Annotated in this window: 13 protein-coding genes; 6 read left to right on the top strand and 7 right to left on the bottom strand. The window is 72.5% G+C overall.

Annotated features, from left to right (window positions below):
* Together HLK59_RS43175 and HLK59_RS43170 are read right to left on the bottom strand one after the other, a co-directional pair.
* Positions 1 to 1,551 carry a PEP/pyruvate-binding domain-containing protein gene (locus HLK59_RS43175; RefSeq protein WP_240982979.1) on the bottom strand — a complete coding sequence of 517 codons (1,551 nt, stop codon included), beginning with the start codon at positions 1,549 to 1,551 and terminating at the stop codon, positions 1 to 3.
* Positions 1,552 to 1,860: 309 nt separating this feature from the next.
* Positions 1,861 to 3,300 carry a PLP-dependent aminotransferase family protein gene (locus tag HLK59_RS43170; RefSeq protein ID WP_171147139.1) on the bottom strand — a complete coding sequence of 480 codons (1,440 nt, stop codon included), beginning with the start codon at positions 3,298 to 3,300 and terminating at the stop codon, positions 1,861 to 1,863.
* A gap of 47 nt (positions 3,301 to 3,347) precedes the next feature.
* Here HLK59_RS43170 and HLK59_RS43165 point away from each other — a divergent pair, with 47 nt between their 5' ends.
* Positions 3,348 to 3,824: a carboxymuconolactone decarboxylase family protein gene (locus HLK59_RS43165; RefSeq protein ID WP_171147138.1), complete on the top strand. Its 477-nt coding sequence runs from the start codon at positions 3,348 to 3,350 to the stop codon at positions 3,822 to 3,824.
* Between the two features lie 208 nt (positions 3,825 to 4,032).
* Here HLK59_RS43165 and HLK59_RS43160 read toward each other — a convergent pair whose 3' ends face one another.
* The 4 genes from HLK59_RS43160 to HLK59_RS43145 all read right to left on the bottom strand — a co-directional run bounded on the left by HLK59_RS43160 (position 4,033) and on the right by HLK59_RS43145 (position 7,960).
* Entirely contained in the window at positions 4,033 to 5,520 is a 1,488-nt protein-coding gene (locus tag HLK59_RS43160; RefSeq protein ID WP_171147137.1) for a glutamate synthase subunit beta, read from the bottom strand.
* 207 nt (positions 5,521 to 5,727) lie between these two features.
* Positions 5,728 to 6,207, bottom strand: coding sequence for an anthrone oxygenase family protein (locus HLK59_RS43155; RefSeq protein ID WP_171147136.1), 480 nt, complete (start codon positions 6,205 to 6,207; stop codon positions 5,728 to 5,730).
* A 275-nt stretch (positions 6,208 to 6,482) separates the two neighbouring features.
* A complete protein-coding gene (locus HLK59_RS43150) occupies positions 6,483 to 7,178 on the bottom strand; it encodes a DUF2293 domain-containing protein (RefSeq protein ID WP_171147135.1) in 696 nt (231 codons plus the stop codon).
* Between the two features lie 104 nt (positions 7,179 to 7,282).
* Complete coding sequence (locus HLK59_RS43145; RefSeq protein ID WP_171147134.1) at positions 7,283 to 7,960, bottom strand: NAD(P)H-binding protein; 678 nt, start codon at positions 7,958 to 7,960, stop codon at positions 7,283 to 7,285.
* A 99-nt stretch (positions 7,961 to 8,059) separates the two neighbouring features.
* Here HLK59_RS43145 and HLK59_RS43140 point away from each other — a divergent pair, with 99 nt between their 5' ends.
* The 4 genes from HLK59_RS43140 (at position 8,060) to HLK59_RS43125 (ending at position 10,179) form a co-directional block, all read left to right on the top strand.
* On the top strand, positions 8,060 to 8,455 hold the full coding sequence (locus HLK59_RS43140) for a helix-turn-helix domain-containing protein (RefSeq protein ID WP_240982978.1): 396 nt from the start codon (positions 8,060 to 8,062) through the stop codon (positions 8,453 to 8,455).
* A gap of 17 nt (positions 8,456 to 8,472) precedes the next feature.
* Positions 8,473 to 9,114: a uridine kinase gene (locus tag HLK59_RS43135; RefSeq protein ID WP_171147133.1), complete on the top strand. Its 642-nt coding sequence runs from the start codon at positions 8,473 to 8,475 to the stop codon at positions 9,112 to 9,114.
* Between the two features lie 110 nt (positions 9,115 to 9,224).
* Positions 9,225 to 9,638 carry a PPOX class F420-dependent oxidoreductase gene (locus HLK59_RS43130; RefSeq protein ID WP_171147132.1) on the top strand — a complete coding sequence of 138 codons (414 nt, stop codon included), beginning with the start codon at positions 9,225 to 9,227 and terminating at the stop codon, positions 9,636 to 9,638.
* A gap of 112 nt (positions 9,639 to 9,750) precedes the next feature.
* The gene (locus tag HLK59_RS43125; protein ID WP_171147131.1) at positions 9,751 to 10,179 is read left to right on the top strand and encodes a CBS domain-containing protein; all 429 of its coding nucleotides are present in this window, start codon (positions 9,751 to 9,753) and stop codon (positions 10,177 to 10,179) included.
* Positions 10,180 to 10,267: 88 nt separating this feature from the next.
* Here the strand turns inward: HLK59_RS43125 and corA are convergent, their stop codons facing one another.
* A complete protein-coding gene (corA, locus tag HLK59_RS43120; RefSeq protein ID WP_171147130.1) occupies positions 10,268 to 11,395 on the bottom strand; it encodes a magnesium/cobalt transporter CorA in 1,128 nt (375 codons plus the stop codon).
* A 303-nt stretch (positions 11,396 to 11,698) separates the two neighbouring features.
* Between corA and HLK59_RS43115 the strand changes: the two genes are divergently transcribed.
* Positions 11,699 to 12,493 (top strand): methyltransferase domain-containing protein, encoded by a 795-nt coding sequence (locus HLK59_RS43115; protein WP_171147129.1) that lies wholly within the window; start codon positions 11,699 to 11,701, stop codon positions 12,491 to 12,493.
* Positions 12,494 to 12,537: the final 44 nt, after the last annotated feature.

Below are 12,537 nucleotides of genomic sequence, written 5' to 3'. Positions count from 1 at the left end.
TTACGCTTGCCGTTGCGTCGGGGGCGTCAGATGTGTAGAAGGGACGGGTGTGGGGGTGCGCCGCGGGGGTGCCGACGGGACGTTTCCGGCGGCGTCCGGCACCGGGAGCCGACGCCGCTCCCGCAGACTCGGTGAGGTGAGCGCCAGGACCACCGGGTCCTCGGCGATCACCCGCTCGTCGGGCACGCCACGCGCGCGTGCCGCCTCCAGCGCGGCCAGCGCCGTGCCCGCCGCCGTGCGGCTCTTCGGGGGCTCCTTGAGGAGCGCTCCCGCGAGAGCCTCCTGGGCGTGCAGGGAGACCAGGGTCCTGCGGGTCCAGCGGACCTCCGCGACCAGGGCGGACGCGGGGAGCGCGGACAGCCCTGGTATCTCGGCGAGGCGGCGGTCGACGTCCGCCACGAGGTCCGTGGCCAGACCCGGCAGCGCCGCGGAGAGGCGGCCCACCCGCCAGGCGGCGCCCAGCCTGCGGGCCCCCGGCGCCGGGTTGAGCAGCGCCGCCCACCGGTGCCGCGGACCCGCGGCGCCGAGCAGACGCAGGTCGGCGGCGGCCCGACCGCCGACCGTCGTGACCACCGGCACCGTCCGCAGCAGCCGCCGCGGCGCACTCCCGCCGATGTCGAGCGCGGCGGCGAGCCCGCGGGCCATCGGCGCCACCCACAGGTCCTCCTCCAGCGGCGCCAGCTGCTCGGGCAGCGTCTCCGCCACCGGACCGGGCCCGAGCAGCCGTGCCCCGTGCGGCGGCCGCGCCGCCATCGCCGTGATCGGACGGCTCTGGAACAGCCACAGCCGCCCGTCCCCGTCGAACCCGAACTCGATGTCCTGGGGCCCGCCGAAGATCCGCCGGGCCCGCCGTGCGAGCCGTGCGAGGCGGGCCAGCTCGGCACGGGTGAGCAGCGGACCGGCCTCGGAAGGCTCCGTCCGCAGCAGCCGTCCCCGCCCGCTCAGCCAGTAGTCGGTGCCCGCCCGCTCCCCGCTGACCAGCGTGTCGGGACCGCCCCGCACCGCGCTCACCAGCATCCGGTCGGCGCGTCCCTCGACGGGGTCGGCACCGAACATGACCCCGCCGACCCGTGCCGCGAGCATCGGCTGCACCAGCACCGCCATCGGCGCCGTGGACCCGTCGGGCCGTACCGCGGAATCGAGCACGGTCCGCACCGCCGTACGGAAGTCCTGCCATCCCCGCACGTCCAGGACGGAGGCGAACTGGCCCGCCAGGGACGACTCCTCCGTGTCCTCCTGGGGCGAGGAGGACCGTACGACGAGGGGACGCGCGCCGCCGTCGGAGAGCTCCTGCCAGGCGCGCCGCAGGGCGACGGGGTCGTCGCCGCCTTCGAACGGGATCACGAAGCCGGGGAGCACCGGCAGCCCCGCACCGGCCGCGCGCGCGAGGTTCGCGGCCTTGGACCCCGCGCTGCCGGTCAGCGCGGCGCCGGGGCGGTCGAGCGGCACGGTGACCGGGGCACGGGCGCCGACCGGACCGGGGGCCACCTCGCCGCGGGGCCTGTCCCCGTCGCGTGCCCCTTCTCCATGTCGTTCGTCGAGCGTCGTCATCGCTCACCCTCCAGGACCGGCCGCCAACAGGGGGGACGCGCGGGGGTGGCCCTGCGCCTGACGGCGGAACGAAGGATGGGGCGAGCCACTGCCGACCCCGCCGGGGTCCCGACGGCAGCACGCCTCCTGCTCCAATGATCCCACCGCTGTTGGTTTCCATGTCGGTCGGAAGCCGCTTTTCGGGCGCGTGGAGAGGATCCAGGAGCACCGGAGGAGAGCGAGCGGGGCGCGCTCCTCCGCAGGCAGTAGGCCGCGCCTCCTCCGGGGGAAGGAGACCCCTCAGCCGGTCTCAGCCGGTCTCAGCAGGTTTCAGGGGGTCTCAGGGGTCTCAGGGGGGAGGGCTCGGCACAGGGCGTCCAGCGCCGCGCCGTACGCGTGCTCCGAGGGCGTCGCGTAGCCGACGACCAGCCCGTCGTGGCCTGGCATCCGCGTCCGGGATGCCTCCGGGTGCCGGAACTCGGCGAGACCGTCCAGCGCGATGCCCGCCCAGGTCGCCGCCTTCACCGCGGAGCGCTCGGTGCCGGGCGGCAGCCGCAGTACCGCGTGGAGTCCGGCCGCGACCCCGGTCACCTCGATGTGCGGCGCGTGCTCGGCCAGCGCCGCGACCAGGCGGTCACGGCGGCTCCGGTAGCGCTGCCGCATGCGCCGCACATGACGGTCGTACGAACCCGACGACAGGAAGTCGGCGAGGCTCAGCTGGTCGAGGACGCTCACCCAGGCCTCCCGCTCGCCCTTGACCGCGAGCACGTCGTCGACGTACCGCTCCGGCAGCACCATCCACCCCAGCCGCAGCGCGGGCGACAGGCTCTTGCTGGCCGAGCCGACGAAGATCACCCGCTCCGGGTCGAGGCCCTGGACCGCGCCGACGGGCTTGCGGTCGTAGCGGAACTCCCCGTCGTAGTCGTCCTCCAGCACCACTCCGCCCCGCGCGCGTGCCCAGCCGACGACGGCCGCCCGCCGCTCGGCGTGCAGCGGCCCGCCGGTCGGGAACTGGTGGGCGGGCGTGAGCAGTACGGCCCGCTCCCGCGTCAACCGGCCCACGTCGGCGCCGTGTTCGTCCAGGGGGAGCGGTACGGTCCGGACGCCCGCGTCGGCGAGGAGTTCGCGATGGAAGGGCAGACCGTACGCCTCCACGGCCAGGGTGCCGCGCAGGACCGGCGTCCGGGACAGCAGCCGCAGCGCGTGCGCGAAGCCCGAGCAGATCACGATCCGGCCCGGCTCGGTGCGCACGCCCCGCGCGCGTGCCAGGTACTCCGTGAGCGCCTCCCGCAGTTCGACGCGGCCGGCGGGGTCGCCGGGGCCGAACACCTCGTTGGGCGCCTGTTGAAGGGCCCGCCGGTAGGAGGCCAGCCAGGCGGCGCGCGGGAACGTCGACGCGTCCGGGGTGCCCTGGCGCAGGTCGTGCCGGGGGCCACGCACGCGTGGAGGCGTTCTCACGGGTACGCGCGCGTGCCGGGGGCGCAGGGGTTCGGCCCGCTCGGCGACGTGGGTGCCCGAGCCCTGCCGGGCGGTGAGCCAGCCCTCCGCCACGAGCTCGGCGTAGGCGTCGGCCACCGTGTTGCGGGCCACGCCCAGGTCGGCGGCGAGCGAGCGGTAGGGCGGCAGCCGGGTGCCGGGGGTGAGCCGGCCACCGCGTACGGCCTCCCGCAGGGCATCGATGAGAGCGGCCCGTCTGCCGCCCGCTCCGGAGAGCTCCAGGTGCAGGTCGGAGCCGATCCGCTGCGCCGAATTGACCCACGGTTTCGCCATGAAAATGCACCCTACAGGGGGTCTATCCGTCTCCTAGATTGATGGACATGACGACGAACACGAACACCGCCGCCGCTCCCCGCCTCGACTTCGCCAAGTCCGCCCCGAAGGTCTTCCGAGCCCTCATCGGCTTCGACGCCGCCGCCCGCGCGGGCCTGGACCCGGCCCTGGTGGAACTGATCCAGATCCGCGCCTCGCACCTGAACCACTGCGCCTACTGCCTCCACATGCACACCAACGACGCCCGCAAGGCCGGCGAGAGCGAGGACCGGCTCCACATGGTCCCCGTCTGGCGCGAGGCCCGTCACTTCTTCACCGAGAAGGAGCAGGCGGCCCTGGCCCTGACCGAGGCGGTGACGCTCGTGGCCGACGGGGGCGTCCCGGACGAGGTGTACGCGCAGGCCGCGGCCCGGTTCGGGGAGGAGGAACTGGCCCAGGTGCTCGGTCTGATCTTCGCCATCAACACCTGGAACAGGGTGGCCCTGGCGACGAAGAAGGAGGCGGGGACGGATGAGCGGGTCTGAGCGACGTAGCTGAGTGGGGCTGAGCGACGTGGCCGATCGGGTCTGAGCGACGTAGCTGAGTGGGGCTGAGCGACGTGGTCGAGCGGATCTGAACGAGGGGCGGGCCGGCGGGTCGGCGGGCCGTGGCGCCCACCGGCGCCGTTCTCTGTCGGCACTCGCCGCAACCGTCCCGTCCCAGCCGCAACCGTCCCAGCCCGCCCCGGCCCGGCTACACCGTCATCGGCCGGTCGTACGGCCCGATCGGCGCCGGCAGCCGGGAACTCCCCGTCAGATGGCGGTCGACCGCCGCCGCCACCGCCCGCCCCTCCGCGATCGCCCACACGATGAGCGACTGCCCCCGGGCGGCGTCCCCCGCGGCGAACACCCCGGGAGCGTTCGTCGCGAAGCCGGCGTCCCGGGTGATCGTGCCGCGGGGCTCCATCGCAAGGCCCAGCTGATCGACGAGCCCGTCCTCCCGGGCCGGCCCGGAGAAGCCGAGGGCGAGCAGGACCAGATCGGCGGGGAGCGTCCGCCCGGTGCCCGACACCGGCCGCCGCTCCGCGTCGACCTCGACCAGATGCAGCGACCGCACGTGCCCGTCCGCGTCGCCGGTGAAGCGGAGCGTGGACGCCGCGAAGAGCCGGGCGTCCGCGTCCGCCGCCGGTGCGGTCCCGAGGTCGCCGGCCTCCTCGTGCGCGGCCGACAGCCGGTAGATCTTCGGATACGTCGGCCAGGGCTCGGCATCCTCGTCGCGGTCGGCGCCCGGCTGGGCGTAGATGTCCAACTGGCTGACGGACGCGGCCCCTTCGCGCACCGCCGTCCCCAGACAGTCGGCCCCCGTGTCGCCACCGCCGACGATGACGACATGCTTCCCGGCGGCGGACATCGGAGAGCTCTCCACATCCCCCTCGCACACCCGGTTGGCCAGCGGCAGATACTCCATAGCCTGCTGGATCCCCGCCAACTCCCGCCCCGGCACGGACAGTTCACGCCATGCGGTGGCCCCGGTCGCGATCACCAGCGCGTCATAGCGGGCCCGCAGCTCCGCCGCCCCGATGTCCCGTCCGACCGCCGTCGACGTACGGAACTTCGTGCCCTCGGCCCGCATCTGCTCGATCCGCCGCTGGAGATGGTGCTTCTCCATCTTGAACTCGGGGATTCCGTACCGCATCAGCCCGCCCAGGCGGTCGTCCTTCTCGTACACCACGACCGTGTGCCCCGCCCGGGTCAGCTGCTGGGCCGCCGCGAGTCCGGTCGGCCCCGACCCGATCACCGCGACCGTGCGCCCGGACAGCCGGTCCGGCGGCCGCGGTGGCGCGAACCCCAGCTCCCAGGCGCGGTCGGCGATGGCGACCTCGACGTTCTTGATGGTGACCGCGGGCTGGTTGATGGCGAGCACACACCCCGCCTCGCAGGGCGCCGGGCACAACCGGCCGGTGAACTCGGGGAAGTTGTTCGTGGCGTGCAGCCGGTCGGCGGCCTGCCGCCAGTCGTCCCGGCTGACCAGGTCGTTCCACTCGGGGATCAGATTGCCCAGCGGACACGCGTCGTGGCAGAAGGGGATGCCGCAGTCCATACAGCGGTCGGCCTGCTGGTTGATGATGGGCAGCAACGCGCCGGGGACGTACACCTCGTCCCAGTCCCCGACCCGTTCCTCGACGGGCCGGCGGGGCCAGTCCCGGCGAGGGGTGGTCATGAATCCCTTGGGATCGGCCATGGCCGTCTTCCTTGCGTGAGCAGCGACGGGCCGTGCGTCATCGGGCGGCGCTCTTTCGGCCACGATACGTCCCGTCGGCCACTCGCGCAGGGTGGCGGGAAGGGGTGGAGCACCGGCGAGGTACGGGCCGGGGACAGGGGCGGGGACAGGCGTGGGGGGACAGCGCTTCCCCCACGGTTCCGCAGGGCTTTCCCCGTGCCTGTGCCCCTACGTCAGGGCCAGCACGTACGACACCGCCGCGGCACCCGAGGCGACCATGCGGACGTGGTTCCAGACCGTCCACTCGCGCACGTATTCCGGCCAGTACGCGGTCGCTTCGGCCGTCCCCGCGTCGAGCCTCATCAACGTGTCGTTGCGCGGCACGTTCGCGGCCATCGTCACCCCGAACGAGCCGAACAGGTACAACGCGCTGCCCAGCAGCAGCTCCACCGTCCCCTCGTCCGGCCACAGCACGAACGTCACCACCGCGATCACCGCGCACAGCACCGCCGACCCGGCGAACACGAGCATGAACGCGGGCCGCAGCGCGGTCACGTTGATCGCCTTCATCGCGGCGACGCCCTGCGCCGGCGGCAGCGCGGCGAGCCCCTTCATCACGAAGGTCGAGAAGGCGCAGAAGACCCCGGCCACCAGACCGGTCCCGAGCACACCCAGCACCGTCAGTACGAAGTACGGTCCCTCGATCATGTCGTCAACTCCCGCATCGAGCCGAGATCCTGCCCGGCACCAACCGTCACCACAAGTGAATTCCCGTACGGGAAGGGTCACCATGGCCGAAGGCCGCGGGCGCATACGCGAGCGTCCAAAGAAGAGAACCTCCCCCTGCCGCCGCCCTCCGAATCACCGGTCTCCTCCCGGGCGCGGCGGCACAGCGATACGGCGGTACGGCGATGTACGCCGGTACGGCGGCAGAGCGGTCCCACTGCACAGCCCGGCGGTGTCGTCGAACCGCGGCCTCGCCCTCAGCCCGCCTCGGCCTCCGTCGCCCGCCATCCGCCCAGCACCGTCTCCACGGCCGCCGCGATCCGCCTGCGAGCCTCGTGCCGCGGCACCCCGCTCATCAGCAGCTGGTCGTACGGCGTGTCCAGATGCCGTACGGACGCCACGACCGCCGAGACCACCGCTCCCTCGGACAACGCCCGCCCCGCCGCGCTCCGCCCCACCCGTCCACTGCCCCGCACCGAGGCGTGCGCCGCGATCCCCTGCGCCCGCTCCACCGGGCAGCCGGGAAGCAGCCGCCGTATCTCCGCCGCGAACGCGTCCGTGAACCGCACGTCCTCCGTCGCCCGTCGCCGCGCGTCCCGCAACCGGCGCCGCCGCCGCGCCTCGGCGTCCGCGAGGCACCGCACCTCCGCCCGAGTGAGCGCCTCCTCATCGACGAGCACACCCTGCCGCTCGTATCTCGCCCTGCGCCGGTTGAACCGTACGACCACCGCCGACAGCGCACTCTCCTCCCGCGCCCGGCGCGTCAGCGCGGTGTCGCCGCGCGGCAGGAACACCAGATGCCCGAGGTCGGCGCAGTCCAGACACCGCGGTGCCCCCTCCTCCAGCACCAGCAGCGACAACGGCCCGCCCCGGCACTCGGCGCACTGCTTCCGCCCGAGGGGCTGGACGACGAGCGGCCCGGTACGGCGCGGGGGAGTCGCGAGGCGAGACATACCGGGTTCATTCCCGCGAACGGGCCCTGAACCACGGCCTCGTCCTACGCGGTGTCGTCCTGCCCGGTCTCGTCCTGCCCGGTGTCGTCCTACGCGGTCTCGTCCTACTCGGCGTCGACCACCGACACCCGCGTCCGATGCGCCGTGGGCCGCTCGATCTCGTCGACCACCGCCACGGCGAGGTCCGCGTAGGACAGGACACCCATCCTGTCGGGCACCCGCTCCCCGCCGAGCACATAGCGCCCGGTGCGCGGAGCGTTCTCCTCCAGTCCTCCTCCCGGGGTGAGCATCGCCCAGTCGACGAAGCCGCTGTCACCCTCCGCCCGCAGCCGGCTCAGCCCCGCCGTGTGTGCCAGCGCGAACGGCCGGATCTCCGGCGGGAGCACCACGGGGTCGTCCATCACCGGCCGCCCGTCCGCCCCGAGCAGATTCGCGAACAGTCCCACGGCGACCAGCCGCCGCACGCCCGCCGCCGTGAGCCCGCCGAGCAGCGCGTCCGCCGCCTTCACGAAGAAGTCCGGGTCGAGCGTGTCGAAGCCCTGCTCCGGCCCACTGAACGGCGACACCGCGTGCACCGCCGCCGACCGCCCGTCCGCCACGGACCCGACCGAGCCGAGATCCGTCACGTCACCCCGGACCACGGTCACACCGTCCGCCCCGAGCTCCGCGTGGCGCGCCGGATCCCGCACCACGGCCGTCACCTCGTACCCGCGCCGCCGGGCCTCCGCCGTGACGGCCCGCCCCGCACGCCCGCCCGCTCCGAAGACGACGATCCCACTCATGCCCAACCTCCTTGTCACACACCGATGTTCGGTGCCTGACCTGGACGTTAGAGACGCATGGGCCGGTTACTTCAACGGTATCGGCGCTAACCTCGACCGATGGCCACCTCCTCGGACGGCATCCGACCGGCTCCGCTGGACCCCGACATGTTCGACCCCGTCTGCCCCTCCTCCGTGATGCCTTTCCGGGTCGGGGACAAGTGGACCGGCATGGTCATCCGCTGCCTCGACAGCGGTCCGCGCCGCTTCACCGAACTCCGTGTCCCGCTCAGGGCCGTCACCCCCAAGGTCCTTGCCGAGACCCTGCGCGCGATGGAGCGCGACGGCCTTGTCACCCGCACCGCGTACGACGAGAACCCACCGCGTGTCGAATACGCCCTCACCCCTCTCGGCCGCACCCTGATCCCCCTGCTCGACGCCGCCCGCGCCTGGAGCGAGACGCACCTCCCGCACCTCCTCGCCGCCCGCCGGGTCCATGAGCGGGACGCGTCCTGACCCTCGGCTGACGCATCATGGGCCGTGTGCGACTCGAAGCGATCACCTGGGAGCGGCTCGGCGACGTGCTCGCCGACCGTCTGCTCGACCTGAAGCCGGCCGACGAGAGCCCCTGGCCGCGGATCGCCTTCGACGGTGCCCCCGCGGCCCGTCCGCAGGATCTCGCCGAGCGTGTCTCGGAGGCGCTGCGGATACGCGGCCGCCCCTCGCTCGTCGTCGGCACCCAGGGCTTTCTGCGCCCCGCCTCGCTCCGCCTGGAGTACGGCCGCCAGGACGTGGAGGCGTACTACAACGGCTGGTTCGACACCGGCGCCCTGTGGCGCGAGGTCTTCGGCCCCCTCGAACCGGGCGGCGACGGCCGGGTCCTGCCCGACCTGTGGGACCCCGACACCGACCGCGCCACCCGCAGCCCGTATGTCCGACTCCCGCCCGGTGGAGTCCTGTTGCTGCACGGCCCCCTCCTGTTGCGCCATTGGTTCCCCTTCGACCTGTCCGTCCATGTCCTCCTCTCCCCGGGCGCCTTGCGCCGCCGCACCCCCGAAGCCGACCAGTGGACCCTGGAGGCCTTCGAGCGCTACACGGACGAGACCGACCCCGCCGGCACCGCCGACGTCCTGGTACGGGCCGACGACCCCCGGCACCCGGCATGGGGCGGTTGATCCGGCGTTCAGCCGCTCAGCCGCTCAGGTACTCAGGCGCTCCGGCCGTTCTCGGAGAAGATCCGCCGAACCACTTTTATATGCGCATGCATGTAACTAGGGTGGATCCCATGACGACTCCCTTGAGCGATCACCTCTCCTTCGGCGACTCAGTCCGCGCCCTCCTCGACGGCAAGAACTTCGCCAGCGTCGCCACCCTCGGCCCCGACGGCTCCCCGCAGAACTCGGTGGTCTGGATCAAACGCGACGGCGACACCGTCCTCTTCTCCTCCGTCGACCACCGCCAGAAGGTCCGCAACCTCCTCCGCGACCCCCGGATCAGCGTCTCGGTCTACGACCTCGCCAACCCCTACACCTCGGTGGAGATCCGCGGCACCGCCGAGATTCTCCCGGACCCCGGCAAGCAACTTCCGCACGACCTCTCGCACAAGTACCTCGGCGTCGACCCGCCCGCCGAGAAGGAGGACGAGGCCCGTGTGATCATCCGCGTCGTGCCGCGGAAGATCGTCGGATTCTCGGCCTGAGCGACTCCCCGGTTCCGGGTGCGGGCGCCCGGCGGCGCGGCGAGAATGTAGGGCGCCGGGACCAGCGGCGTGCCCCGCGCCGCGCCGGCCGTCCGGCACCGGGAGGTACTTCATGACCACCGCCGGAGACATCATGCACCGCGGCGCCCAGTGGATCCCCGCCCACGAGACCCTGGACCGCGCCGCCCAGCTGATGCGTGAGCTCAATGTCGGAGCCCTGCCCATCAGCGACGCGAACGAACGGCTCTGCGGCATCCTCACCGACCGCGACATCGTCGTCGGCTGTGTGGCCATGGGACACGACCCCGCCAAGATCACGGCCGGTGAGATGGCCCAGGGCACCCCGCGCTGGATCGAGGCGGACGCCGACGTCGGCGACGTGCTGCGCGAGATGCAGGACCACCAGATCCGCCGGCTCCCCGTCATCGAGAACAAGCGCCTGGTCGGCATGATCAGCGAGGCGGACCTGGCCCAGCATCTGACGGAGGACCAGATCCACACCTGGGCGGAGAGCGTCTACGCGAAGAGCTCGATGCGCTGATCCGCGCGGCGACGTCGGGGGTGGGTGCGATCGTGGGGCGAGTCGCCCCTTGCGTCGATGGCACCCGCCCTCGGTTCCTCCCCGGGGCTCACAGCCAGCCGTTGCGCCGGAAGCCGCGGTACAGCGTCAGACACGCCACGGCTATCACGCACAGCACCAGGGGATAGCCGAACGTCCAGCGCAGTTCCGGCATGTGCTCGAAGTTCATGCCGTACACCCCGCAGACCATCGTCGGCACGGCGACGATCGCGGCCCAGGCCGTGATCTTCCGCATGTCCTCGTTCTGTGCGACCGAGACCTGGGCGAGGTGCGCCTGAAGGATCGAGTTGAGCAGTTCGTCGAAGGCGGCGATCTGCTCCTTGGCGCGCAGCAGATGGTCGGACACATCGCGGAAGTAGGCCTGTATCTCCGGGGCGACCACCCGTATCGGCCGGCTGGAGAGCTCCTCGACGGGCCGGGTCAGCGGGACCACGGCCCGCTTCAGCTCCAGGAGTTCGCGCTTGAGCTGGTAGATACGCCCCGGGTCGAGCCGTGCGCCGTCCGGGGAGAAGACGTCCGACTCGACCTGGTCGATGTCGGCCTGGACCAGGTCGGTGACATGCAGGTAGTCGTCGACCACATGGTCCGCGATCGCGTGCAGCACCGCGGCCGGCCCCTTGGCGAGCTGCTGCGGGTCGGCCTCCAGCCCCTCGCGCAGCGGGCCCAGCGAGCCGTGCATGCCGTGCCGGACCGTGATCACGAAGTCCTCGCCGACGAACACCATGATCTCGCCGGTGTTCACGACCTCGCTCGTCGCTGTGAGCTCCTCGTGCTCGACGTAGCAGACGGTCTTGAACACCGCGAACAGCACGTCGTCGTAACGCTCCAGCTTCGGCCGCTGATGTGCCTCGACCGCGTCCTCCACCGCGAGCGGATGCAGCTCGAAGAGTTCCGCGATGCCCGCGAACTCCTGGTCCGTCGGTTCATGGAGACCGAGCCACACGAAACCGTCGCCGTGCTTGCGCACCCGCTCCACGGCGTCGACCAGATCGCTGCCGCCCAGGACACGTCCGCCGTCGCGGTACGTCACGCAGTTCACCACGGAGGAGCCCAGAGGGGATCGGGCCGGGTGGCTCAGGTCGACGCGTCGGCGCCGCCGCGCCAGCCGCGCCACCTTGCGGAGGCCGCCGACCCTGCTGAGGCTCGTGACCTTCCGCAGATTCCCTGCCATGGACATCTGGATCTCCTTGCGTGGATCCCCACTCACCGCATCTCTGCGCCCTGGCCGGCCAGTCTGCCAGTTCGGGATGAAAGGCGTGCAAGCCTGTGGGAACGGGAGGTTCCGCTTTGTTCCCGCCTGTGGACGACGGGCTTCGGCCGCTGTGACGGCGGGGTGAACGCCGTTGGTTCCGGCGGCTGTCGTCGTACGGTGGCGTCGGGCCTCCGGGTCTACGGGGCTTTGGGCCTCCAGGCCTTCAGGCCCCGGGCCGTCGGAGCGTCGACCCGTACGGACAAGACGGACAACTGGGATGATCGCGACATGATGCGAACCGACGGGTATCTCCTCGACAACCAGCAGGCCGAGGCCGCAGAGCGCTTCGACGCCTTCGCCGCCCTCTTCGACCCCACGACGTTCCGGCACCTCGAGTCATTCGGCATCGGACCCGGCTGGCGCTGCTGGGAGGTCGGCGCCGGCGGCACGTCCGTGGTGTCCTGGCTGGCCAAGAAGGTCGGCCCGACCGGACGGGTCGTCGCGACCGACATCGACACCTCACGGCTCGCCCCGGCCGCCCGCCCGCCGGTCGAGGTCCGGGTCCACGACGTGGGCACGGAGGAGGCGCCGGGGGAGGGCTTCGACCTCGTCCACGCCCGCCTCGTCCTCGTCCATGTGCCGGACCGGGAACGGGCGTTGCGGTCGATGGCCGACTCCCTGCGCCCGGGCGGCCGCCTTCTGATCGAGGACGCCGACCCCGCCCTCCAGCCCCTGACCTGCCCCGACGACCACGGCCCCGCCGAGCAGCTGGCGAACCGGCTGCGTCAGGGTTTTCGCCAGTTGCTCGCCGACCGCGGCGCCGACCTCTCCTACGGCCGACGCCTGCCGCGGCTGCTCCGTGAGGCGGGCCTGCACCGGGTGGAGGCCGACGCGTACTTCCCGCTCAGCTCACCCGCCTGCGCGGCCCTGGAGTCCGCCACGATCCGTCAGATCCGCGACCGACTCGTCACCGCGGGCCTCGCCACGGACGACGACATCGACCAGCACCTGGCGAACGTCGCGGCGGGCGGTATGGATCTGGCCACGGCGCCGATGATCTCGGCGTGGGGGCGCAAGGCGTAAGGCGTAAGTCGGGGCAGAGGTTGGTGTGCGGGTGGGTGCTGGAG

This window comes from Streptomyces sp. S3(2020) (assembly GCF_013044505.1).
Lineage (GTDB): Bacteria > Actinomycetota > Actinomycetes > Streptomycetales > Streptomycetaceae > Streptomyces.
Note: the sequence above shows the minus strand (reverse complement) of the source record. Positions and strands in the feature narration are given on the sequence as shown.